This is a genomic window from Lysobacter brunescens, from assembly GCF_042677005.1.
Taxonomy (GTDB): domain Bacteria; phylum Pseudomonadota; class Gammaproteobacteria; order Xanthomonadales; family Xanthomonadaceae; genus Lysobacter_I; species Lysobacter_I brunescens.
Genome location: NZ_JBHTIF010000001.1, coordinates 1,353,567 through 1,375,891, shown reverse-complemented (window position 1 = coordinate 1,375,891; position 22,325 = coordinate 1,353,567). Strand labels below are relative to the sequence as shown.

Below are 22,325 nucleotides of genomic sequence, written 5' to 3'. Positions count from 1 at the left end.
TCGCCCGGGTTACCAGCCCGGCAGGCGCGAGGGATCCAGTCCGCCGACCTCGAACAGCGCGCTGCGCTTGCCCTGGCCCTTCACCGGGAATTCGATCTCCAGGGTCTTCGCGTCCTTCGCGATCGCCCACAGCGCGCGATCGTCCTCGATGAACATCGCGATCGCCTCGTCGGTGTCGGGACGCGATCCCGGCAGCGATCGGGTCTTGTCGCCGTCGATCTTCACCTGCACGCGGCAGCCGCGATAGCAGTCGAAATCGCCGCCCTGCAGCACGAGATAGCTGCTGCGGCCCCACGACGGATGGTCGCGGAAGATCAGGCGCACCTTGCTCGGGCCCTTGCCGTCGACGTCCACGTCGTCCTTCGCGTAGATCGACGCCGCGCGCTGCAGGCCACCGCTCACGCCCTGGGTGTCGTAGCTCCACAGCGCGGCGGTGCGCTTGGACTCGCGGGTATCTTCCAGAGTCTTCGCCACGGCGTCGTAGCCGGCACGCACGCGTTTGGCGGCCTGCGAATCGGGATGGTCGGCGAACAGGATGTCGGCCTGCGCCTTGGCCAGCGCCCAGTTCTTCTGCTTCACCGCCTCGTCGAACGCGGCGGCGCCGGCTTCGGCCTTCGCCTCGGCCTCGGCGGCGCGCGCGGCAGCCTCGGCCTTCAGCGCCTCGGGATCGGGCCCGCAGGCGACCGCGAGAACGGCGGCACAGGACAGCGCCACCGCGCGCAGGACAGGCGTTGCGTTCATTCGTGTTTCCCCGGCGGCAGCGCGGGCGCGCCGCGCGCGATGTTCCATGCGATGGCGTCGGCGGTTTCGCGCGGGCGCTCCATCAGCGACATGTGTCCGCAGTCCTCCAGCATCACCTGGCTGGCGTGGCGGATGCGCTGCGCGTACAGGCCCATCGCTTCCGGCGGAATCACCAGGTCGTGCCGGCACCACAGCAGCAGCGTCGGCTGCTCGATCTTGACCGCGCGCCGGCCCGGTTCGAAACGCTCTTCGTCGCGACCGATGCGGGTGAGCACCCGCGCCTCGAAATCCGCCTGGCTGCGGCGCTGGGCGATGTACAGCGAGGTCCCGGGCCAGGGCAGCCACGGCCGCGCCTCGCGGACGTGGAAGACCGTCGAGAGATAGCGTTCCAGCGAGGCGTCGTCGGTCAGCACGAACGGGTTCTGGCCGGCCAGCACCTCGCGCGCGAACTTGTTCGGCGCGAAGCGCACGCCCGCGGCGTTGACCAGCGCGACGTGCGAAACCAGCGTCGGATAGTCGGCCGCGAGCAGCGCGGCGATGCCGCCGCCCATCGAATGTCCGGCCAGCGCCACCGGCTTGCCGTGGCTGACCTCGGGCTGCTGCAGGAACGCGGCGACACGCGGCGCCTGCGCGAGATAGCCGTAGTCCGTGTCCTCGCGACGCTCGCTTTCGCCCCAACCGGGCAGGTCCGGCATGATGATGCGGTAACGACCGCGCAGCGCCGTGGCCACGCGGTACCAGTTCTCCTTGCTGCCGGTGTAGCCGTGCAGCAGGACCAGGGTCGGCGCGTCGGGCTTGTCCGCGGGCAGTTCCGCGTAGACCCAGCGATGGTCGCCGACGACGACGCTGTGCGATTCGGCGCCGAGGCGGATCCGCTGCTTGGCGAATTCCGCACGCATCGCCAGTCCGGGGTCGCGCCAGAGCGCGACCACGAAGAGCAGGATCAGGGCGCCGGCGATGCCGTTGGCGATCCAGGCCGTCCGGGACGAGAGTGCCACCTCGCCGGCCCGGTCAGCCGGCCGAGCCGGCGGCTGGCGCGGCAGCGGCGTCGGCATCCGGCGGCGTCGCCGGCTGCGCGACGGGCGACGGCTCAGCCGGTGGGCGGGCGTTGGCGATGATCGCCTCTATGCGCGCGATCGTGATCGGGTGGTAGGCAGGCTTGGCCTGCTCGAAGACCTGAGTGGCGAGCGCAAGACCGCCCTGGGTCTGCACCAGCGCCTGGTAAGTCGGTGCGATCAGCTTGATGCGGCCCACGCGCTTGAGAAAGTCGGCGATCGCGTCGTTGGCCTGGGTGTAGCCGTTGTTGATCGCCAGCGGATACCAGCGCTCCGCGATTTCGGCGTTCGGGGTGCCGGTGAAACCGTAGGCAGCGTCCAACTGCGCGAGCTGTTCGATCGTCATGGCGTCGGGCAGGCTCTCGATGAAATGGATCCATTCCTGCGAGATCCATGCATCGGTGATCACCCGCGGCGGCAGCTGGCGGCTGCCCAGCCAGGCCAGGCGCGCGGAATCGACCACGCCGAAGCGGCGTGCCTGCACGTGCGGCGCGTTAGCCGGGATGCCGGGCTTGTACAGCCATTCCTCGAACTCGCTCTGGCTGACGATGTTCGGATACTTGTCGAGCAGGTTGGCCTTGGCGTATTGCGCGAACTGCTCGGAATCGATGCTCTGGAACGCGAAATGATCGAAATAGCCGCGCAGGAAGGCGTCGAACTTCTCGCGGCCGAAGCGCTCCTCCAGGAAGTGCAGCAGCCACGCGCCCTTGGTGTACACGGTCGCGCTGCTGCCGTCATTGTCCGGATCGGCGAGCACGCCCGGCGCGGTGGCCAGCACCTGCAGCTTGGGATCGATCTGCGCGAATTCCTTCTTCAGCGCATTGCGTTCGATCACGCTCTGCATGTCGGCCTGGTCGCGTCCGTACAGGGCTTCGACGATGCGGTTCTCGACGTAGTTGGTGAAGCCTTCGTTGAGCCAGGCGTCCTTGGCGCTGGAGAAGGTCACCAGGTTGCCCGACCAGCTGTGCGCCAGTTCGTGCGCGATCAGCCACACCAGCGACTTGTCGCCGACGATGACCGTGGGCGTGAGGAAGGTCAGGCGCGGGTTCTCCATGCCGCCGTACGGGAACGACGGCGGCAGGACCAGCATGTCGTAGCGCTCCCAGCGGTAGCGGCCGTACAGGCCTTCAGCGGTGACGATCATCTTCTCGGTATCGGCGAATTCCTGCACCGCGCGATCGAGCATCGTCGGCTCGGCCCAGACGCCGCTGCGGTCGGAAATGAACTGGAACTTGAGGTCACCGGCGGCGATCGCCATCAGGTAGGACGGGATCTTCTGCGGCATGCGGAAGGTGTAGTCGCCGTCGCGCACCGCATTCGGATCGTTGTCGGCGCTCATCAGCACCATCACGTCGGGGCGGGACTTGATCCGCGCGCTGTAGGTGTAGCGCACGCTCGGCGTGTCCTGCAGCGGCACCCACGAGCGTGCGTGGATCTGCTGCGACTGGCTGTACATGAAGGGCAGCTGCTTGCCCTCGGTCATGGACGGCTCCATCCACTGCAGGCCGGAGGCCTTTGGCGAGGTGCGATAGGTCACGCGCACCTTCGCATTGCGCTTCGGGGTCTCGACGGTGAGCTTGGCGCCCAGGATCGGGTCAATGCCCGCCAGGCGGAATTTCAGCGGCACCCAGCCGCCCTTGCCGTCGTCGCCCTCGGCTTTCTCGATGGTCAGGTCGCGGGTGTCCAGGCGCAGCTCGGTCGCGGTCTTGTCCTTCCAGTCCAGTGTCAGGATCGCGGTGCCGGCGAGGGTCTTGCTGTCGAAATCCAGGGCCAGGTCGAGGGCGAGGTCGCTGACCACCACCTTCTGCGGTTCGGCATAGGAATGCTCGTCGACCTGCTGCGGCGCGGCAGCGGCGGGAGCCGGCTTCACGGCGGCCGGCGCGGCATCTTCGGGCTTGCAGGCGGTGATCATGAGGGTGGCGAGCAGCGGCAGGGCCAGGATCGAGGCGCGCATGGCGTGGAACCGGGAGGACAGGGAGGACATCAGTGTAGCGCCGGCGCACGCGCACCGAAGCTTCACCGGCCGGAGTGGCGGGCCTGCAGCCCGGGTCGGGCCCCGTGCCCGAGCGCCAACCTGAACGAACCCGCGCGCCAGGGCGACGGCTGTCCTTCCCGTCGCGTCCGCTCCGTTCTTCCCTGCGTGGCCATCCGGCGCGAGGTGTCTTCGCAACGCGCCAGGGCTTACGATTCCCCGCTGCACTCCACATTCCACTTCCCAAGGCGTCGCCCTCCATGACCCAGATCGTCCGCGCTTCCGTCCTGCTCAAAGCCAGCCTGCTGACCCTCGCCCTCGCTGCCGTCTCGCTGCCCGCCAGCGCCCAGCGCCAGAGCGCGCAGGACCAGCGCAAGCAGAAGATGGCCGAGATCCCGACCTGCACGAAGCCGCTGGGCACGCTGTCGGTGATCGAGCCGGAAGACGGCACCAACTGGTGGACCGGCCAGCAGCTGCCGGCCCCGTCGAAGCTGATCAAGGTCTTCGTCAGCAAGTCGCGCTGCTTCACCCTGGTCGACCGCGGCGCCGGCCTCGACGCCGCACAGCGCGAGCGTGCGCTGGGTTCCAGCGGCGAGCTGCGCGGCCGCTCCAACGTCGGCAAGGGCCAGATGAAGGCCGCCGACTACGTGATGATCCCCGACCTGATCTCGGCCAACAGCAACGCCGGCGGCAACGCCATCGGTGGCCTGCTGGGCGGGCTGGTCGGCGGCAAGGCCGGCGCCGTGATCGGCGGCCTGGACTTCAAGCGCAAGACCGCCGACGTGGTGCTGACCATCACCGACGTGCGTTCGACCGAGCAGGTCGCGATGGCCGAAGGCAGCGCCAAGAAGACCGACATCGGCTGGGGCGCCGGCGGCGGCCTGTTCGGCTACAGCGGCTTCGGCGCGATGGGCGCCGGCGGCTACGCCAACACCGAGATCGGCCAGGTCATCACCCTCGCCTACCTGCAGGCCTACACCGACCTCGTCACCCAGCTCGGCGGCCTGTCCGGCAACGCCTCGGCGTCGAACGCGCAGCAGGCGGTCACCGTGACCAAGCCGGCGCGCCTGTTCACCACCGCCAAGGGCACCAAGGTCGTCCGTTCGCTCGACCCGGGCATGATGCTGTACCCCACCGGCAACAAGGAGGGGCTGATGTGGGAAGTCGAGGACGAGCTGGGCAACAAGGGCTGGATCTCGTCGACGCTGATCGAGCTCTCGCGCTGATCGGACCGACATCGACAAGCAACGCAGACAGGGCGCTTCGGCGCCCTGTTTCGTTTCCGGCCTCCTGGCGGCGCGACGGATGGGCCGGGGCTGGATGTCCGGTTCCTGCGCGGCGGGGCGAATGAAGAGTCAGGACCGGCGCTGCTCCCCGCCCGCGCGACTCCGACCATCTCCCTGCACAGAAGAGGTGCGAACCATGAAACGACACGCCTGGCTGGCGGCTTTCGCCTTCCTCCTCGTCGTCGCGGCAAGCCAGACGATGGCGAACGCGCGCGTCGACCTCAAGGTCCTGCTCAACCAGCAGAATTCCATCAACCGGCAGATCGAGGAATCCCCGGACGGCATGGGGATCGACAGCATGCAGCTGGACCGCCTGCGCAGGGCGCAGAAAACGGTCGCCGACATCGCCGTGAAGAAGAGCAGCCTCGACCAGCTCAGCCCCGCCGACCAGATCAAGCTGCGCAACGCGCTGGGCGAGGTCTACGCGATCCTGAAAGGCACGCGCGTCGCGCAGGAACAGCGCGATGTCTGCTGGCGCGAACGCAAGATCGGCTCGCAGATCCAGAGCACGCGCTGCGCCACCTTCGAGGAACTGCTGCTGACCCGCGAAGGCGCGCGCAACTGGATGGAGAAATCGCCGGTCTGCGCCAGCCAGGGCAACGGCTGCGGCGTCGGCGGCATCAACTGACCGCGTCCCGCAACGCCCCACTTCCACCGAAGCACCGAAACGTCCCACCCCGGCGCTGCAGGACGCAGCGCCACCTCCATGCTCCCGGCATCGCGGCTCCCCTGCACGATGCCGCTCTCCTCCTCCTGCTTCCCCAGCAGGAGGTTTTTTTTGCGCGCGGTTCGCGAAGGGATGACGCGGGAGCAACCGCGACGACGGCGAGTCGTCAGACGCGATAACCGGTATGGATCGCCACGATCCCGGCGGACAGGTTCCTGAATCCGCAGCGCGCGAAGCCGGCGGCTTCCATCATCCCCTTCAGCTCGGCCTGCGGCGGGTGCTTGCGGATGGATTCGGCGAGGTACTGGTAGCTGCCGGCATCGCCGGCGAACAGACTGCCCAGCTTCGGCAGGATCTTGAACGAGTGGAAGTCGTAGATCGGCTTGAACCAGTCGGCGGTGACTTCCGAGAACTCCAGCACGCGGGCCTGGCCGCCGACCTTGAGCACGCGGTGCATCTCGCGCAGCGCGGCGGCCTTGTCGGTGACGTTGCGCAGGCCGAAAGCAATCGTGACCAGATCGAAGCTGGCGTCGGGGAACGGCAGCTTCTCGGCGTTGCACTGCACGTACTCGAAGCCGCGCACGTTGCCGCGATCGGTCATGCGGTCGCGGCCGACGCGCAGCATCGCACCGTTGATGTCGCCGAGCACCAGCTCGCCGGTGTCGCCGACGCGATCCTTGAGCAGCGCGGCGATGTCGCCGGTGCCGCCGGCGAGGTCGAGCACGCGGTCGCCCGGGCGCACCTGCGCGGTGGCGACGAAGTAGCGTTTCCAGACCCGATGGATGCCGAGGCTCATCAGGTCGTTCATCAGGTCGTACTTGCCAGCGACCGAGGAGAAGACCTCGGCGACCAGCTTCTGCTTCTGCTCGACGGGCACGTCGCGGAAGCCGAAATGGGTGGTGTCGGCGGGCTTGCCGCCGTCGCGGCCGGGGACTTGCGGATCGGAGGTGCTCATATGCGCAAGTGTACCGCGCGGGACCCGGGCCGCCTCCGGCTTGCCGGCGTGCGGCACCGGCCGATAACGTGCGCGCTGCCCTCCGCGATACCCGCCATGATCAGCCCGCCCGCGCTCGACGCACGCCCGACCACCTTCGACAGCGCCGATGGCCCGGTGCCCTGCGTCGACCTCGCGTCCGGCGCGGCGCAGGCGTGCGTCGCGCTGCAGGGTGCGCAGCTGCTGTCCTGGGTGCCCGCGCGCGGCGGCGAACGCCTGTTCCACGGCACAGCGACCCGCTACGGCGCGGGTCGCGGCATCCGCGCCGGGATCCCGGTGATCTTTCCGCAGTTCGCCGACCAGGGGCCGCTGATCCGCCACGGCTGGGCACGCACCGCCGACTGGAGCTTCCTCGGCATCGAGACCGACAGCGGCACGCCTGCGGCCGTATTCGCGCTCGACGACGACGCGACCAGCCGCGCGCAGTGGCCACATCGCTACGCCCTGCGCCTGCACGTCGGCCTGGACGGCAACACGCTGACGGTCGCGCTGGAGGTCCGCAATCGCGGCGATGCACCCTTCGACTTCGCCTGCGCCCTGCACAGCTACCTGCGCGTGGGGTCACTGGCGGCGACGCGGCTGGACGGCTTGGCCGGTCGTGCGTTCACGGACCGCAGCAGCGGCGAGACGCGGATCGATGCCGCAGCGTCGCCGCGCTTCGACGGCGAGGTGGACCGTACCTACCTGGGCTGCGACGGCGAGCGCCGGCTGTCGGACGGCCATGCGGCGCTGCGCATCGAGACGACCGGCTTCGCCGACACCGTGGTCTGGAATCCCGGCGCAGCACTGGCGGCGGGCCTATCCGACCTCGCGCCGGGCGAGCACGACCGCTTCGTCTGCGTGGAACCGGCCTGCGTGGAACCGCGCATCATCCTCGCGCCGGGGGCTTCCTGGCGCGGCACGCTGCGGATGGCGGCCTGCGAGGACGCTGCATCCGACTGAAGGCTGCGCTCAGTTGACGATGACCCGCATCACGCAGGCATGGGCGCGCTTGCCCGCTGGCTCGTCGGCTTCGCCCCGGGTATGCACGATCACCGACAGGCCGTCGCGGTCGAAATTCTCGTGGACCACGCGGCCGTTCTCGCCGAGCAGGCTCTCGTGCTCGAAGCCCATCGCCTTCAGCTCGGCGGCGAACGCGTCGTAATCCATCCCGCAGATCCCGGCAGCCGACGGAAAGGTCCCGGCGCAGTCGGGGCGGAAGGCCAGTTCGAAACTCGGACCGAGGGCGCCGTCCGGATCCAGCTCGATCGAGGACCACCAGTCGCGGCACAGGCGCTCGCCGAAGCCCAGGCGGCCCTCGTCCAGCTCGAAGTCGACCTCGAACGCACGACGGACCCGGGCGCGGGACAGGTCGGCGATGTCGCGACTGTCGCGGAGCAGGTCGAGCAGGCGACGCAGCAGGTCTTCGGCTGGGCGGACGGGCGGATCGATCGGGGCGGCGGTCGTCGTGGGCATGACGGCATCCAGGCACTGGCACGGTGGAAACGGGCGACCATGCGCAAGGACGATGACGGGCTCGCACCCCATGCCGGCATGGCCGGCCCGGGCTGGCCACGAGCATCCCCTGCGATGACCTGCGCGAATACTACCGCGTGCCGCGCCCGGCGCAGCGCGGACGCCAATCGATGCACGGCAATGTGACCCAGTTCGCGGGCGGCCAGGACGTCGCGCCGCGATCTGATCCCGATCAAGCATTCCGCGCCGGTTGGCGCGATACTGGGAGCGCTTTCAGGGGGAAGCACATGGCCTACGCAACCGTCGCATCGTCGGCGCCGTTGCTGCTCGACAGCGACGAGGCGCTCGACCGTTACCTGCACACCTATCCGAACATCGCCTTCGCGCAGGGACCGCGACAAACCGGCATCGACCTGGAGACCTGGATGTCGCTGGGCGACGATGCCGTCGAAACCTCGTGGCAGGAAGCCCGGCAGCTGGGCGTGCCGCTGGTGCGGCTGGATCGGCTGCACCCGGAATCGAAGGCGATCGCCCTGCTGACGCCGGATGTCGCCCGACAGCTGCGCGCGGTGCCGCTGCGCGTGCACGGCGGCATGGTCGCGGTGGCGATGGAGCGCCCCGGCGCGCGCCAGGTGCAGGACATGCTGGAATTCCTCAGCCGCGACCGCGTGCTGCCGGTCGTGGCCTCGCCGCGCGACATCCGCGAAGGCATCGCGCGCTACTACGACCGCGTCGAGGATCGCAACGTCGCCCTGCTGCTCGGCCTCGATCCGGAATCGACGAACCTCGAGACCAACGTGCAGGAAGCGCAGCGGCTGGCGAAGGAACAGCCGGTGGTCAAGATCGTCAACACGCTGATCCGCGACGCCGTGTCGCGGCGCGCGTCGGACATCCACCTGCGTCCAGGCGAACACGAGACCGAGGTGCTGTACCGCATCGACGACGAACTGGTGCCGGTGCGCCAGCTGCTGCCCGCGCTGCGCCCGGCGGTGGTCAGCCGCGTGAAGGTGCTGGCCAACATGAACCTGGCCGAGCATCGCCGCCCGCAGGATGGTCGCACCACCTTCGTGCTGGACGACGGCCGCAAGGTCGACCTGCGCATCTCGGTGCTGCCGGCGGTGTTCGGCGAAAGCGTGGTGATCCGCCTGCTCGACACCAACGAAAGCCTGTGGAACCTCGAACAGCTCGGCCTCACGCCCGAGGACCGCCAGCGCATCGACGACGTGATGGACGCCAGCCACGGCATGTTCCTCACCACCGGGCCGACGGGCTGCGGCAAGTCGACGACGCTGTACGCCATGCTGCTGGAGATGCGCAAGCGGCGGATCAACATCCTCACCATCGAGGATCCGGTCGAGTTCCACATCCAGGACATCCAGCAGATGCAGGTGAACCCGGCCACGGGCTTCACCTTCGCCAGCGCGATGCGCAATTTCCTGCGCCACGATCCGGACGTGGTCATGGTCGGCGAGATCCGCGACCGCGAGACCGCCGACATCGCGGTCGAGAGCGCGCTCACCGGGCACCTGCTGCTGAGCACGCTGCACACCAACACCGCCGCGACCACGGTCACCCGCCTGCTCGACCTCGGCGTGGAAGCCTACCTGCTGCGCGCCTCGCTGATCGCGGTGATGTCGCAGCGCCTGGTGCGCCTGACCTGCCCGCACTGCCGCGAAGTGGAACCGGTCGACGCGCACGTGCGCGAGACGCTGGGCGTCGGCATGGACGAGGTCTTCCACATCGGCCGGGGCTGCAACCACTGCGAAGGTCTGGGCGTGTACAAGCGCCAGGCTGTCTACGAACTGATGATCGTTACCCCGAAGATCCGCAGCCTGATCGTGCCCGGCGCCGAAGCCGACGCGATCCACGGCGCCGCGATCGAAGGCGGCATGGTGCCGATCACCCAGGCCGCGGTGCGCCTGGCGCGCGCCGGCACGATCTCGCTCGCGGAAGCCTGGCGGGTGCGCGCGGACTGACGCCCGGATCGAGAGTGGCGCGACCCGGGCCGATCGCCTGTCGGCTCAGCGGATCAGCACCATCTCGACGCAGGGGTGCGCGGTCTTCTCCGGCGGCGCTTCCGCTTCGCCGCGGGTATGGACCTGCACGGTCATGCCGGGGCGCTCGAACTGTTCGTGGAGGATGCGGTTGTGCTCGGCGCGGTAGGTTTCGTGGCGGAAGCCCATGGCTTGCAGTTCGGCGGCGAACGCCTGGTAGTCGAGCGCGCAGATGGCGGTGGCGGCCGGGTTGGCGTTCGGCGGGTCCGGACGGAACGCGAACTCGAAGCGCGGGCCGTAGGCGCCGTTCGGATCGAATTCGAACGAGGACCACCAGTCGCGATCCAGGCGCTCGGCGAAGCCGTGGCGACCCGAGGACTCGGTGAAGGACACGCCGAAGACCTCGCGCAGGCGGTCGGCGGTGATCTCCCCGATGCTGCGGCTGCCCCGGATCAGGTCCAGCAGGCGGCGCAGCGACTGCTCGGCGTCGAGCTTCGGCGCGAACGCCTCGGCGGCAGGGGTCGTCATCGGGGCATTCTCCCTGGAGGAACGGTCACGGGCGGACGGCGCATGCGCGCAGGCGGCGAGCGCGAGCACGAACGGGCATGCGAGCGGAACGAAAATCGCGACACGGGGGGCCGACATCGGCGGACGTCCTGTGGAGTTGTCGGAGCCACGACGATACGTCGCGCGGATCGGCCAATGCACGGCCCCGCACCAGCCCGCGTTGCGGGGCGGTTCAGCGATTCCGGACGCACGGCCGGGGCATTGCCGGCCATGGTCCGCTTCGGCGTTCCCGGTCGAACGATCAGAGGATGTAGCGCGACAGGTCCGGATCCTGCACCAGCGCGCCGAGGTGCTGGTCGACGTAGGCGCGGTCGACGAGGACCTGCGCGCCGCCGCGATCCGGCGCTTCGTAGCTGAGCGCGTCGAGCAGGCGTTCGAGGATGGTGTGCAGGCGGCGGGCGCCGATGTTCTCCTGGCGCTCGTTCACGGTGGTCGCGATCTCGGCCAGGCGTTCGATCGCATCGGGCGCGAACGACAGGTCCACGCCCTCGGTCTTCAGCAATTCGACGTACTGCAGGGTCAGCGAGGCCTTCGGTTCGGTGAGGATGCGCACGAAATCCTCCTTGCCCAGCGCGCCGAGTTCGACGCGGATCGGGAAGCGACCCTGCAACTCGGGGATCAGGTCGCTGGGCTTGGCGAGGTGGAACGCGCCGCTGGCGATGAACAGGATGTGGTCGGTCTTCACCGCACCGTACTTGGTGCTGACCGTCGAGCCCTCGACCAGCGGCAGCAGGTCGCGCTGCACGCCTTCGCGGCTGACATCGGCGCCGACGCTCTCGGAGCGCTTGGCGACCTTGTCGATCTCGTCGATGAACACGATGCCGTGCTGCTCGCAGGCCTCGATCGCGGCCTCGCGCACATCGTCCTCGTTCACCAGTTTGCCCGCTTCCTCTTCGAGCAGCTGCACGCGCGCGGCGCGGATGCTCAGCTTGCGGGTGTGGGTCTTGCCGCCGGACAGGTTCGAGAACATCTGCCGCAGCTGCTGGCCCATTTCCTCCATGCCCGGCGGCGCCATGATGTCGACGCCGACGTTGACCGAGACATCGACCTCGATCTCGCGATCGTCCAGCTCGCCGGCGCGCAGCTGCTTGCGCAGCTTGGCGCGGGTGTCGGCCTGCGGATCCCTGGTCTCGCCGCTGCCGACATCCAGCGTGGCAGGCGCGTCGGCGCCGAAGCCGAACGGCGTCGTCGCGGCCTGACGGCGAGGCAGCAGCGCATCGAGGATGCGGTCCTCGGCGCGCGCCTCGGCCTGCGCACGCACGCGGGCCTTGGCCTGCTCGCGGTACATCTTCACCGCAGTGTCGGCGAGATCGCGGATGATCTGCTCGACATCCTTGCCGACGTAGCCGACTTCAGTGAAACGGGTGGCTTCGACCTTCACGAACGGCGCGTTCGCCAGCGTGGCGAGGCGGCGCGCGATCTCGGTCTTGCCCACGCCGGTCGGGCCGATCATCAGGATGTTCTTGGGCATGACTTCGTTGCGCAGCGCCGGATCGAGCTGCATGCGCCGCCAACGGTTGCGCAGCGCGATCGCGACCGCGCGCTTGGCCGCGGACTGGCCGATGATGTGGCGGTCGAGTTCCTGCACGATCTCGCGCGGGGTCATCGTGCTGTTGGCGTGTTCGGTCTTGTTGGGCATGGCCTGGATTCTTGTAGGAGCGACACGGTCGCGGCGGGATCATGGGCGCTGCATGGGTCGCGACTCGCGTCGCTCCCACATCAATGCATCACAGTTCTTCGACCACGATGTTCCGGTTGGTGTAGATGCAGACGTCGCCGGCGATGTTCAGCGACTCGGTGGCGATGCTGCACGCATCCAGTTCGGTGTGCGCGAGCAGTGCGCGCGCGGCGGACAGCGCGTACATGCCGCCGGAACCGATCGCGACCAGGCCATCCTCCGGCTCGATCACGTCGCCGGTGCCGCTGATGATCAGCGAGGTATCGCGGTCGGCGACCGCGAGCAGGGCTTCGAGCTTGCCGAAGCGGCGCTCGGTGCGCCAATCCTTGGCCAGCTCGACGGCGGCGCGGGTCAGCTGGCCGTGCTTCTCCAGCTTGGATTCGAACAGTTCGAACAGGGTGAAGGCATCGGCGGCGGCGCCGGCGAAACCGGCGAGCACCTGGCCGTCGCGGCCGAGCCGGCGCACCTTGCGCGCGTTGGATTTCATCACCGTGTGGCCGAGGGTGACCTGGCCGTCGCCGGCCACGACGACGCGGCCGTTGCGGCGCACCGACACGATGGTGGTGGCGTGGAAGACGTGGGGGTTCTGGCTGGGGTCCATGGAACAGCGGATCCATCGTGGCGGGTCCCGTCGTTGTGGGGACGCCGGCACGGCGGGGCAAGGGGTGACGGATGGCAGGGCGGCGATGCGACCACCTCCCCGGAGCCCGTCATAGGGTGCGCTACAGCGCACCGCTCTTCGGTTTGCGGCGGTTACAAATGGCTCGCGTTGCGCCGGTTCTCTGGTCTCGGCGGAAAAAGCGGTGCGCTGTAGCGCACCCTATGGCTGTGGTTTCCGCTTCGCCCGCGGATGCGCGCCGTCGTAGACCTTCGCCAGGTGCTGGAAATCCAGGTGCGTGTAGATCTGCGTGGTGGCGATGTCGGCATGGCCGAGCAGTTCCTGCACGCCGCGCAGGTCGCCGGAGGATTCGAGCACGTGGCTGGCGAAGGAGTGGCGCAGCAGGTGCGGATGCACGCGCTTGAACAGGCCCTGGCGCTGGGCAAGCTGGCGCAGGCGGATCTGCACCGCGCGCGCGCCGATCGGGGCGCCGTGGCGGCCGGGGAAGACCGGGCGATCCGGCTGTCCCTGCGATTCCTTTCGCCATGCCTCCAGCGCGCGCAGCGCATGCGAGCCGACCGGCACGGTGCGCTGCTTGCTGCCCTTGCCCAGCACCGTGACCAGGCCCTGGTCGACATCCAGGTCCTGCCAGCGCAGCGCGCACAGTTCGCTCAGGCGCAGGCCGGAGCTGTAGAACAGTTCGAGCATGGCGCGGTCGCGCAGGCCCAGCGGCGCATCGGTCGGCAGTTCGACCAGCTGCACGGCCTCGTCGACATCGAGCACCTGCGGCAGCTTGCGCGGTGCCTTCGGCGCGCGGAGACCGGCAGCTGGGCTGGCCGCGACGCGCCCGTGCTTCAGCAGCCACAGGTAGAAGCTGCGATACGCCGACAGGCGCCGCTGCAGGCTCTTCGGCGACAGGCCACGCCGGTGCTCGGAGGCGATGAAGGCGCGCAGCTGCTCGGCGTGCAGGGTGGTCGGATCGTCGATGCCCTGCCCGCCCGCCCACGCGGCCAGCGCGTCGAGGTCGCGACGGTACGCGTCGAGCGTGTGCGCGGACATGCGCCGCTCGATCTGCAGGTGGGCCAGGAAGTCGTCGATGGACGACGGCGCCGCCATGGTCAGGGATCGAAGCGCCGCATCGCCGCGACGAAGGCGTCGCCCATCATGCGCAGGAACAGCGTGCCCATGCCCGGGAAGAAACGGTTGGGTTCGCGGCTGCCCACGGCGATCAGGCCCAGCCCCGGCAGCGGCAGCAACGCGCTGGACTGCACCTCGTCGCTGCGCAGGCCGTAGAGGAGCGCGTGCTTGTCCGGGTTGAGGCGGCCGCAGATCGGCTCGCCGTCCTTCAGGCAGTCGCGGAACGGGGCGAGGCGCGGATCAGCCTCGGCGACGACCTGCAGCCAGTCGGTATCGTCCAGGCCTTCGACCGGGGACAGCAGCACGATCCGCACCAGGTCGCCGCTGAAATCCTCGGCCAGGCTGGCGGCCATGGCGCGCGCGGTGTCGGCGGCGGCGCGCTGCTTCATCAGCGCGAGGGTCAGCTGGTGGGTGCGCACGGCGAGGCGTTCGTTCTCCTGCGCGTTGCCGAACAGCTCGTGCAGGCGCCGCGACAGCTCGCGGTTCTTGTCGCGCAGGATTTCCAGCTGGTAGCTGGCCAGCGAGGCCGCCGGGCCCTGCTCGCGCGGCACGACGAGACTCAGCGCGAGGTCGGGGAACTGCTGGAGGAAGGTCGGGTGCCGGCGCAGCCAGGCCGCGACCTCGTGGGGGGCGATCTTGTCTTTGTCCGGCATCGATGCGTCCTGGGATGAAGGGCTGTGGCGATCGGTCATGCGCGCCATTCGCCTTCGAAGACGAACACCGCCGGGCCGGTCATGGCGATGCTGGCCGCGTCGTCGGGCCAGGCGATGCGCAGCGTGCCGCCGGGCAGTTCGATCGAGACTTCGCGATCGACGCGGCCGCGCCGCATCAGCACCGCAGCCGCCGCGCAGGCGCCGCTGCCGCAGGCGAGCGTCTCGCCGACGCCGCGCTCGTACACGCGCAGGCGCACGCGGTCGCGGGCGACGACCTGGGCGAAACCGACGTTGACCGAATCGGGAAAGGCCGCGTGGCGCTGCAGCGCCGGGCCGAGGCTGGCGACCGGCGCGGCATCGACATCGTCGACCTCGATCACGGCATGCGGGTTGCCCATCGACACCGCACCGAACACGATGCCGCGACCGTCGATCTGGACCTCGTAAGCGTCGCGCGGCGCGTCGAAGCCGTGCAGCGGGATGCGCTCGGGCGCGAAAGCCGGGCGGCCCATGTCGAGACGGTAATGGTGCAGGTCGATCACGTCGACCGCGTGGGTGCCGGCCGGGCTGTCCAGGTCGAAGCGGGCAGCGAGGCAGCGCTCGGGGTCGCGCTGGGCGCTGTCGCGCAGCACCCAGGCGGCGACGCAGCGTGCGCCGTTGCCGCACTGCCCGGCCAGCGAACCGTCGGCGTTCCAGATGCGATAGGACGCGGCCGATGTCGCGGCGCGCGGCGGCTCGATGGTCAGGATCTGGTCGCAGCCCACGCCGGTGTGGCGATCCGCCAGGGCGCGGCACAGCGCGGCATCGGGCGCGAGGCTGTCGGGCGCGCGCAGGTCGATCACCACGAAGTCGTTGCCGGCGCCGTGCATCTTGCTGAAGCGCATCAGGGCCAGTGGCGCGTGGCTCATCTCAGCGATCGGGCGTCTTGGCCTCGTCGGCCGGGGCCGGCTGGGCGGTGGTGCCGTCGGCGGTCGCGCCTTCGGCAGGCTTGTCGGGAAGCACCAGCGGACCCTTGTTGCCGCAGGCGGACAGGGCCAGGCACAGCAGGGCGATGGCGGCGAACACGAAGGCAGGGCGTCGATTCATGGGCGCAGTGTAGCCAAGGCGCCGGGAGGGGGGAATCGCGGCGGGCTTCAGCCCGGCTCGCGGTCCTGTCCGCCGTCCTGTTTGGCGTCCCGCGCATGCCGCTGTCCGGGCTCGGGCCTGAACCACAGCCAGGTCGCGACGATCGCCATGATCGCGGTGCCGGTGGCGGCCATCCACCACTTCGGCGCGGTCAGGAACATGATCACGGCGCAGGCGCTCATCATCGTGGTCGCCAGCCATTTCGCACGTCGGCTGACCGCACCCTCGGCCTGCCAGTCACGGATCATCGGCCCGAACTGGCGATGCGCCAGCAGCCAGGCATGCAGGCGCTGCGAGCCGCGCGCTGCGGCGAAAGCCGACAGCAGCACGAACGGCACCGTCGGCAGTCCGGGAACGACCACGCCGATCAGGCCGAGCAGCAGGCTGGCGTAGGCCAGCAGCCACCACAGCCAGCGTGTGCGGCGTGGAGCGGTGGTGGGGGCAGTCCGTGCGGGTTCGACCATGGAGGCAGTATCGACGAAGCGCACGCCCGGGAACATGCCTGCGGGGACATGCCTGCGGGAGCATGCCTGCGGCGCATGTCCCGGGGGCTCCTGCGGAAACGGCGAGGCCGGGACAGTGCCCGGCCTCGCGCGTGCTTCAACGGCGGTGGTGCAGGTGCGGCGGCTCAGCGCTGCGGTTCGGCGCTCACCCCGAGCTGGTCGAGCATGAACGCGAACATCTCGGCCTGCTCGCGGAAGCGCTGGAAGCGGCCGGACTTGCCGCCGTGGCCGGCTTCCATGTTCGTGCGGAACACGACCAGGTCCTTCGACGTGTTCAGGTCGCGGAGGCGGGCGACGTACTTCGCCGGCTCCCAGTACTGGACCTGCGAATCCCACAGGCCGGTGCCGACGAACATCGCCGGGTAGGCCTGCTTCGACAGGTTGTCGTACGGCGAGTAGGACAGCATGTAGTCGTAGTAGTCCTTCTTCTCCGGGTTGCCCCACTCGTCGTACTCGTTGGTGGTCAGCGGGATGGTCGGGTCGAGCATGGTGGTGACCACGTCGACGAAGGGGACCTGCGACAGGATCACCCGGTAGGTGTCCGGCGCCATGTTCGAGATCGCGCCCATCAGCAGGCCGCCGGCGCTGCCACCGAAGGCCGCGACCCGGTCCTTCGCCGCGTAGCCTTCCCGCACCAGGTGATGGGTGACGTCGATGAAGTCGGTGAAGGTGTTCTGCTTGCGGAACAGCTTGCCGTCGTCGTACCACTTGCGGCCCATTTCCTGTCCGCCACGAATGTGGGCGATGGCGTAGACCATCCCGCGATCGAGCAGGCTGACATTGACCATGCTGAAGTTCGGATCCATCGACACGCCGTAGCTGCCGTAGGCGTACTGGAGCATCGCGGCGCTGCCGTCGCGCTTGAAACCCTTGCGGTAGACCAGCGACACCGGGATCTTCGCGCCGTCGCGCGCGGTCACCCACACGCGTTCCGTGGCGTACTTCGACGGGTCGTAGCCGATCACCGGCTGCTGCTTGAGCAGGCGGCGCTCGCTGGTGTTCGTGTTGACCTCGTAGGTCGTGGACGGCGTGGTCAGCGAGGTGTAGGTGTAGCGCAGCCAGGGCGTGTCGGCTTCCGAATTCACCGCCAGGCCCATCGAGTACGCCGGCTCGTCGGCCTTCACGTACTCCTCGCCGTCCTTCTTCAGCAGGCGGATCCGCTCCAGCCCGTCCGAACGCTCGGCGATCGCGGTGAAGCCGTCGAACAGTTCGAAGCCTTCGATGAACACGTCGTCGCGATGCGCCACCCAGTCGGCCCACTGCGCGCGCGATGTGCTGTCGCTGGGCGCGGTGACGATCCTGTAGTTCGGCGCGGACTTGCCGTCGGCGCCCGGGGCGTTGGTGCGGATCACCCAGCGGCCGCCGTGGTGGTCGGCGCTGTACTCGACATCGCGCTCGCGCGGGGCCAGCACGACGAACTCGCCGGGATTCGCGGCCGGCGTGCAGCGGGCTTCGCTCGACACCGTGCTGTCGACGGCGATGCAGATGTACTTGTCGTCGCGGGTACGGCCGATGCCCATGTAGAAGCTGTCGTCCTTCTCCTCGTACACCACCGCGTCCTGCGCGACCGGCGTGCCGAGCACGTGCTTCTTCACGCGCACGGTCAGCAGGGTCTCGGGATCGTTCTCGACGTAGAACAAGGTCTTGTTGTCGTCCGCCCAGACCAGGTTCGGCGATACGCCCTGGATCACGTCCGGATAGAGTTCGCCGGTCTCCAGGTTCCTGAAACGCACCGTGTACTGGCGACGGCCGTTGGTGTCCTCGGCGTAGGCCAGCAGGCGGTTGTCCTGGCTGACCTCGTAGTCGCCGATGTCGTAGTAGCCCTTGCCCTTGGCCAGCACGTTCAAATCGAGCAGCACCTGCTCGTCCTGGCTCTGGCTGCCGTCGGCGGCGGCACGGGCACGGACGTAGACCGCGTAGTCCTGCCCGGTCTTGAAGCGGGTGAAGTACCACCAGCCGCGCTCGCGGTACGGCACCGAGTCGTCGTCCTGCTTGATGCGGCCGACGATCTCGTTGTACAGCGCCTCCTGCAGCGGCTTGAGCGGCGCCATCACCTTGTCGACGTAGGCGTTCTCCGCCTGCAGGTAGGCCAGCATCTCCTTGTTCTCGCGCTTGTCGTCGCGCAGCCAGTAGTACTCGTCGTTGCGGGTCGCGCCGTGCGGCGCCTTGACCTGGTGGGGCTTCTTCGCGGCGTCGGGCGGGGGCGGGAGGTCGGCGGAGAGGGCGGACAGCGGTAGCGTCATGAGCAGCGCAAGGGTGGTGAGGCGGAGGGACATGATGAAGGACTCGGCCGGAGGGATGTGAGCGGCGATGGACGGCAACGGGCGGCGGGCGACCCCGCGCCCCATGGCGCCGGGGCAGCATAGCGACAATCCCGGCGGCGCCGATCTGCCGGAAGTGATGGATCGCGCTCGCCCGCATTGCGGCATCGGTCACATCCGATCCGCGCAGGCCGTTGCTGCCCGGCATCCCGGTCGCCGCCGGCGCCCGCCTTCGCGTTGACAGGACGCGCCGGCCCCGCTACAGACTGTACGTCTGCGTACGGACCACCGGCAGCGCCGGAGCGCAGGCTCGCACCGCCGGGACAGCCGCTGCCCCGGCCCACCCCGAAGATGGACTTGAGGAGCGCAACGGCATGAGCGGAATCCTGAGAGAGGCCACCGACGAAGACCTGCGGTCGTTCGACGAGGCGCGCGCGACCATCCGCGCGCACACCACCCACGACCCCGGCTTCGACACCACCCGCAATCCGCACCTGCGGATCTTCTTCGCGAACTTCGACGGCACCGGCAACGACGTCGAGGTCGCCCCGGAGAAGGGCACCAACGTCGCGCGCATCCGCGACGACATCCAGTCGCTCAACGAGCGCGGCCTCAACGCCGTCCGCACCCACTACGTCGAGGGCCCCGGCACCCAGGCCGGCCGCCTGGCCTCGACCCGCGACCAGGCCACCGGCGACACCTTCCCGCTGCGCCTGGAGGCGATGTACGGCGCGCTGTGCGAGCAGACCCTGAAATGGAAGCGCGAAGACCCCGAGGCCGAGATCCGCGTGGTCAGCGTCGGTTTCAGCCGCGGCGCCACCGAAGCGGCCGGCTTCACCAACCTGCTGGAGCGTCGCGGCATCCAGGATCCGACCCAGGCGCGCATCGAACGCGAGGTCGAGCCGGTGCAGTCCTCGCGCAACTGGGTCTTCAACAGCCACGAGAACGTGCGCATCTTCGACGGCCCGCCGCTGGTCGCGCCCGGCGGCGTGAAGCAGGCGGTGGTGCTGTTCGACCCCGTGGCGACCGGCGGCCCGGAGCGCTACGACCGCGCCCTGCCCGACTCGGTGGTGGCCGGCCTGCAGATCACCGCGAAGGACGAGCACCGCACCCTGTTCCCGGTCAACGAGATCATCGACCGCACCCGCAATGGCGACGGCCGCTTCCTCAACGTGCAGGTCAACGGCGCGCACTCGGACATCGGCGGCGGCTACTCCGAACGGCAGGGGCTCGCCGGGCACTCCGGCAACCTGGCGGCGGACTACCTCAACACCCTCACCGGCCATCGCATGTTCCACCAGGTGGAGGTTGCACGCGAGGACTGCGCGGTGCACGACTCCAACAGCACCATGTTCCGCACCCTGGCGCGGATGCAGGGCCTGCCGCCCGAGGTCGACCGCAACGTCGAAGGCAGCCTCGGCGTGGCCGAGCGCACCGTGCCGCAGGGCCGCGACATCCGCCTGGACGCGGCGCACCTGTACGGTCAGGGCAGCCACGACGCGGAGCGGACCAACGACCGCACCGGCATCGCCGACCCGCGCGCCCACGAAGCGCCGCGCGATTCCGAGCGCCCGCAGACGAAGACCGTGCCGGCGCGCGAGCCCGGTCCGGGCGCGCCGCACGACGCCATCCTGATGCAGTCGATGACCGCCGTGGCGCGGCTCGGCGACAGCCCGGCGTTCCGCGAGACGCTGGGCAAGTGGGCGCTGGACAAGGGCGAACGCGAGGGCACGATCGATCCCAGCGGCCTGTCGCTGCCGCCCGAGCAGCGCAACGAGCGGGGCATGCGCGAGCACGCCCTGCAGCGCCTGGACCTGGACGGCGAAAGCCCGCGCATGCGCCTGGCCGCCGCCATCGCCCTCGAATCGAAACGCGACGGCATGCAGCGGGTCGACGAGGTGGTGCTGAACACCGACGGCACGAAGCTGATCGCGATCCAGCGCAACGACGGGCATCCGGAACTGGCCCGCCGCGTCGCCGTGGACATCGACGCCGCGCTCAGCGTGCCGCTCGCGGCCACCGCCGGCGAACTGCGCGAAGCGCCGCAGCGAGAGGCCTTGGCGCGCGAGCAGGCCCGCCAGGACGCACCGCAGCAGCAGGAAGCGGTCCTCCCCGACGCGCCCGGCCTCGGCCCGCGCCGGCTCTGAACGGGCCTGTCCTGAGCGGGCCGGCTCCGAGCACGCAGGCCTGGAGCCCGCACATGCGAACGGCCATGCCCGGAGGCATGGCCGTTCCTGTCTGCATCGAAGCGGACGGCTGGCTCAGCCGGCGATGAGTCGTACCCGCTTGAAGTTCTGCTTGCCGATCTGCAGCACACCCTCGAAGCCCGGCGACAGCGTCGTCGCGGCGTCCTCGACCACCGCGCCGTCGATCTTCACCGCGCGCTCCTTGAGCTTGCGGTTCGCCTCGGAGTTGCTCGGCGTGATCCCCGCCGCAGTGAGCAGTGCGGCGATGCGCAGCCCCTCGGCGGGAACGACCACGTCGTGCAGCGGCAGCAGCGAGGTGTCGCCCTGCCCGGTCACCGCCGCATGCCAGCCGGCGATCGCGGTCTCGGCAGCAGCGGCATCGTGGAAGCGCGCGGCCAGCTCGCGGGCGAGGCGCAGCTTCACGTCGCGCGGGTTGAGCTGGCCAGCCTCGATCTCGGCCTTCAGGCGCGCGGCCTCGGCGACGCCGATCTCGAAGCTGAGCAGGTCGATCCAGCGCCACATGAGGTCGTCGCCGATCTTCATGGTCTTGTTGACGATGTCGATCGCCGGCTCGGCGATGCCGATGTAGTTGCCGAGCGACTTCGACATCTTGTTCACGCCGTCCAGACCTTCCAGCAGCGGCATGGTCAGCACGATCTGCGGCTTCTGGCCGAAGTGCTCCTGCAGGCCGCGACCCATCAGCAGGTTGAACTTCTGGTCGGTGCCGCCCAGCTCGACGTCGGCCTCCAGCGCCACCGAGTCGTAGCCCTGCACCAGCGGGTAGAGGAACTCGTGGATCGCGATCGACTGCTGCGCGGCGTAGCGCTTGGCGAAGTCGTCGCGCTCGAGCATGCGCGCGACCGTGTGCTGCGCGGCGAGCTTGATCATGTCGGCGGCGCTCATCTTGCCGAACCACTCGCTGTTGAAGCGGACCTCGGTGCGCTCACGGTCCAGCACCTTGAACACCTGCTCGGCGTAGGTCTCGGCGTTGGCGAGCACGTCCTCCCGGGTCAGCGGCTTGCGGGTGACGTTCTTGCCGGTCGGGTCGCCGATCATCCCGGTGAAGTCGCCGATCAGGAAGATCACCTGGTGCCCCAGGTCCTGGAACTGGCGCATCTTGTTGAGCAGCACGGTATGCCCGAGGTGCAGGTCGGGCGCGGTCGGGTCGAAGCCGGCCTTGATCCGCAGCGGGCGGCCACCCGGCTGCATGGACGCGGCGAGGCGGGCGACCAGCTCCTCGCGCTTGAGGATTTCATCGGCGCCGCGTTCGATGAGCGCGAGGGCGGCCGGGTCGAGGGATTCGGTGGACATGAGGGAAAACCGGGAAAGTGACGGCAGGGAAACGGGACGGCCATGGAACGATCCGGCCGCAACAGATGAACAAGGCGTTAAAGCCTAGTTAAACCGAAAGGCAGAAAAAAACCAAGCCGGTCAAGGATTTGACGCGATCTTT

At 69.2% G+C, this 22,325-nt stretch carries 20 protein-coding genes; 5 read left to right on the top strand and 15 right to left on the bottom strand.

Annotated features, from left to right (window positions below):
• Positions 1-9: 9 nt before the first annotated feature.
• From ACFQ0E_RS05905 to ACFQ0E_RS05895, 3 genes are read right to left on the bottom strand one after another with little or no spacing between them, the layout of a single operon-like run.
• Complete coding sequence (locus tag ACFQ0E_RS05905) at positions 10-741, bottom strand: hypothetical protein (protein ID WP_386822746.1); 732 nt, start codon at positions 739-741, stop codon at positions 10-12.
• A complete protein-coding gene (locus ACFQ0E_RS05900; RefSeq protein ID WP_386822745.1) occupies positions 738-1,739 on the bottom strand; it encodes an alpha/beta fold hydrolase in 1,002 nt (333 codons plus the stop codon). Before ACFQ0E_RS05900 ends, ACFQ0E_RS05905 begins: the two co-directional genes overlap by 4 nt.
• A 13-nt stretch (positions 1,740-1,752) precedes the next feature.
• Positions 1,753-3,750 (bottom strand): M1 family metallopeptidase, encoded by a 1,998-nt coding sequence (locus tag ACFQ0E_RS05895; RefSeq protein WP_386824056.1) that lies wholly within the window; start codon positions 3,748-3,750, stop codon positions 1,753-1,755.
• A gap of 278 nt (positions 3,751-4,028) precedes the next feature.
• On the opposite strand from ACFQ0E_RS05895, the gene ACFQ0E_RS05890 reads away from it, so the two are divergent.
• Both ACFQ0E_RS05890 and ACFQ0E_RS05885 read left to right on the top strand, forming a co-directional pair.
• A complete protein-coding gene (locus ACFQ0E_RS05890; RefSeq protein ID WP_386822744.1) occupies positions 4,029-4,994 on the top strand; it encodes a CsgG/HfaB family protein in 966 nt (321 codons plus the stop codon).
• Positions 4,995-5,190: 196 nt separating this feature from the next.
• A complete protein-coding gene (locus tag ACFQ0E_RS05885; protein WP_386822743.1) occupies positions 5,191-5,682 on the top strand; it encodes a hypothetical protein in 492 nt (163 codons plus the stop codon).
• A 205-nt stretch (positions 5,683-5,887) separates the two neighbouring features.
• On the opposite strand, the gene ubiE is transcribed toward ACFQ0E_RS05885, so the two are convergent.
• The gene (gene ubiE, locus ACFQ0E_RS05880; RefSeq protein WP_386822742.1) at positions 5,888-6,676 is read right to left on the bottom strand and encodes a bifunctional demethylmenaquinone methyltransferase/2-methoxy-6-polyprenyl-1,4-benzoquinol methylase UbiE; all 789 of its coding nucleotides are present in this window, start codon (positions 6,674-6,676) and stop codon (positions 5,888-5,890) included.
• 96 nt (positions 6,677-6,772) lie between these two features.
• On the opposite strand from ubiE, the gene ACFQ0E_RS05875 reads away from it, so the two are divergent.
• The gene (locus ACFQ0E_RS05875; RefSeq protein WP_386822741.1) at positions 6,773-7,657 is read left to right on the top strand and encodes a D-hexose-6-phosphate mutarotase; all 885 of its coding nucleotides are present in this window, start codon (positions 6,773-6,775) and stop codon (positions 7,655-7,657) included.
• Positions 7,658-7,666: 9 nt separating this feature from the next.
• On the opposite strand, the gene ACFQ0E_RS05870 is transcribed toward ACFQ0E_RS05875, so the two are convergent.
• Positions 7,667-8,170: a hypothetical protein gene (locus ACFQ0E_RS05870; RefSeq protein ID WP_386822740.1), complete on the bottom strand. Its 504-nt coding sequence runs from the start codon at positions 8,168-8,170 to the stop codon at positions 7,667-7,669.
• Positions 8,171-8,457: 287 nt separating this feature from the next.
• Between ACFQ0E_RS05870 and ACFQ0E_RS05865 the strand changes: the two genes are divergently transcribed.
• On the top strand, positions 8,458-10,146 hold the full coding sequence (locus ACFQ0E_RS05865) for a GspE/PulE family protein (RefSeq protein ID WP_386822739.1): 1,689 nt from the start codon (positions 8,458-8,460) through the stop codon (positions 10,144-10,146).
• A gap of 45 nt (positions 10,147-10,191) precedes the next feature.
• Here ACFQ0E_RS05865 and ACFQ0E_RS05860 read toward each other — a convergent pair whose 3' ends face one another.
• The 9 genes from ACFQ0E_RS05860 to ACFQ0E_RS05820 form a co-directional block, all read right to left on the bottom strand.
• Positions 10,192-10,692 (bottom strand): hypothetical protein, encoded by a 501-nt coding sequence (locus tag ACFQ0E_RS05860; protein WP_386822738.1) that lies wholly within the window; start codon positions 10,690-10,692, stop codon positions 10,192-10,194.
• 280 nt (positions 10,693-10,972) lie between these two features.
• Positions 10,973-12,370: an ATP-dependent protease ATPase subunit HslU gene (gene hslU / locus ACFQ0E_RS05855; RefSeq protein ID WP_386822737.1), complete on the bottom strand. Its 1,398-nt coding sequence runs from the start codon at positions 12,368-12,370 to the stop codon at positions 10,973-10,975.
• Positions 12,371-12,458: 88 nt separating this feature from the next.
• Positions 12,459-13,010 carry an ATP-dependent protease subunit HslV gene (gene hslV, locus ACFQ0E_RS05850; RefSeq protein ID WP_386822736.1) on the bottom strand — a complete coding sequence of 184 codons (552 nt, stop codon included), beginning with the start codon at positions 13,008-13,010 and terminating at the stop codon, positions 12,459-12,461.
• Between the two features lie 219 nt (positions 13,011-13,229).
• On the bottom strand, positions 13,230-14,123 hold the full coding sequence (gene xerC, locus ACFQ0E_RS05845; protein WP_386822735.1) for a tyrosine recombinase XerC: 894 nt from the start codon (positions 14,121-14,123) through the stop codon (positions 13,230-13,232).
• 2 nt (positions 14,124-14,125) lie between these two features.
• The gene (locus tag ACFQ0E_RS05840; protein WP_386822734.1) at positions 14,126-14,797 is read right to left on the bottom strand and encodes a DUF484 family protein; all 672 of its coding nucleotides are present in this window, start codon (positions 14,795-14,797) and stop codon (positions 14,126-14,128) included.
• A gap of 35 nt (positions 14,798-14,832) precedes the next feature.
• Positions 14,833-15,705, bottom strand: a complete 873-nt coding sequence (dapF, locus tag ACFQ0E_RS05835) for a diaminopimelate epimerase (RefSeq protein WP_386822733.1) — start codon at positions 15,703-15,705, stop codon at positions 14,833-14,835.
• Position 15,706: 1 nt separating this feature from the next.
• Entirely contained in the window at positions 15,707-15,883 is a 177-nt protein-coding gene (lptM, locus tag ACFQ0E_RS05830; protein ID WP_386822732.1) for an LPS translocon maturation chaperone LptM, read from the bottom strand.
• A 47-nt stretch (positions 15,884-15,930) separates the two neighbouring features.
• Positions 15,931-16,386: a YbaN family protein gene (locus ACFQ0E_RS05825; protein ID WP_386822731.1), complete on the bottom strand. Its 456-nt coding sequence runs from the start codon at positions 16,384-16,386 to the stop codon at positions 15,931-15,933.
• 164 nt (positions 16,387-16,550) lie between these two features.
• Entirely contained in the window at positions 16,551-18,701 is a 2,151-nt protein-coding gene (locus tag ACFQ0E_RS05820; protein ID WP_386822730.1) for a S9 family peptidase, read from the bottom strand.
• 359 nt (positions 18,702-19,060) lie between these two features.
• On the opposite strand from ACFQ0E_RS05820, the gene ACFQ0E_RS05815 reads away from it, so the two are divergent.
• Complete coding sequence (locus tag ACFQ0E_RS05815) at positions 19,061-20,833, top strand: phospholipase effector Tle1 domain-containing protein (protein ID WP_386822729.1); 1,773 nt, start codon at positions 19,061-19,063, stop codon at positions 20,831-20,833.
• A 114-nt stretch (positions 20,834-20,947) separates the two neighbouring features.
• On the opposite strand, the gene tyrS is transcribed toward ACFQ0E_RS05815, so the two are convergent.
• Positions 20,948-22,183: a tyrosine--tRNA ligase gene (tyrS, locus tag ACFQ0E_RS05810; protein ID WP_386822728.1), complete on the bottom strand. Its 1,236-nt coding sequence runs from the start codon at positions 22,181-22,183 to the stop codon at positions 20,948-20,950.
• Positions 22,184-22,325 lie beyond the last annotated feature (142 nt).

Bases quoted from the DNA above. Each gene is read 5' to 3' on its own strand.
- tyrS (WP_386822728.1), bottom strand. From the start codon at position 22,183: ATGTCCACCGAATCCCTCGACCCGGCCGCCCTCGCGCTCATCGAACGC.
- ACFQ0E_RS05875 (WP_386822741.1), top strand. From the start codon at position 6,773: ATGATCAGCCCGCCCGCGCTCGACGCACGCCCGACCACCTTCGACAGC.
- ACFQ0E_RS05905 (WP_386822746.1), bottom strand. From the start codon at position 741: ATGAACGCAACGCCTGTCCTGCGCGCGGTGGCGCTGTCCTGTGCCGCC.
- ACFQ0E_RS05820 (WP_386822730.1), bottom strand. From the start codon at position 18,701: ATGTCCCTCCGCCTCACCACCCTTGCGCTGCTCATGACGCTACCGCTG.
- ACFQ0E_RS05865 (WP_386822739.1), top strand. From the start codon at position 8,458: ATGGCCTACGCAACCGTCGCATCGTCGGCGCCGTTGCTGCTCGACAGC.
- hslV (WP_386822736.1), bottom strand. From the start codon at position 13,010: ATGGACCCCAGCCAGAACCCCCACGTCTTCCACGCCACCACCATCGTG.
- ACFQ0E_RS05860 (WP_386822738.1), bottom strand. From the start codon at position 10,692: ATGACGACCCCTGCCGCCGAGGCGTTCGCGCCGAAGCTCGACGCCGAG.
- ACFQ0E_RS05815 (WP_386822729.1), top strand. From the start codon at position 19,061: ATGAGCGGAATCCTGAGAGAGGCCACCGACGAAGACCTGCGGTCGTTC.
- xerC (WP_386822735.1), bottom strand. From the start codon at position 14,123: ATGGCGGCGCCGTCGTCCATCGACGACTTCCTGGCCCACCTGCAGATC.
- ubiE (WP_386822742.1), bottom strand. From the start codon at position 6,676: ATGAGCACCTCCGATCCGCAAGTCCCCGGCCGCGACGGCGGCAAGCCC.
- ACFQ0E_RS05885 (WP_386822743.1), top strand. From the start codon at position 5,191: ATGAAACGACACGCCTGGCTGGCGGCTTTCGCCTTCCTCCTCGTCGTC.
- dapF (WP_386822733.1), bottom strand. From the start codon at position 15,705: ATGAGCCACGCGCCACTGGCCCTGATGCGCTTCAGCAAGATGCACGGC.
- ACFQ0E_RS05870 (WP_386822740.1), bottom strand. From the start codon at position 8,170: ATGCCCACGACGACCGCCGCCCCGATCGATCCGCCCGTCCGCCCAGCC.
- ACFQ0E_RS05895 (WP_386824056.1), bottom strand. From the start codon at position 3,750: ATGCGCGCCTCGATCCTGGCCCTGCCGCTGCTCGCCACCCTCATGATC.
- hslU (WP_386822737.1), bottom strand. From the start codon at position 12,370: ATGCCCAACAAGACCGAACACGCCAACAGCACGATGACCCCGCGCGAG.
- ACFQ0E_RS05840 (WP_386822734.1), bottom strand. From the start codon at position 14,797: ATGCCGGACAAAGACAAGATCGCCCCCCACGAGGTCGCGGCCTGGCTG.
- lptM (WP_386822732.1), bottom strand. From the start codon at position 15,883: ATGAATCGACGCCCTGCCTTCGTGTTCGCCGCCATCGCCCTGCTGTGC.
- ACFQ0E_RS05825 (WP_386822731.1), bottom strand. From the start codon at position 16,386: ATGGTCGAACCCGCACGGACTGCCCCCACCACCGCTCCACGCCGCACA.
- ACFQ0E_RS05890 (WP_386822744.1), top strand. From the start codon at position 4,029: ATGACCCAGATCGTCCGCGCTTCCGTCCTGCTCAAAGCCAGCCTGCTG.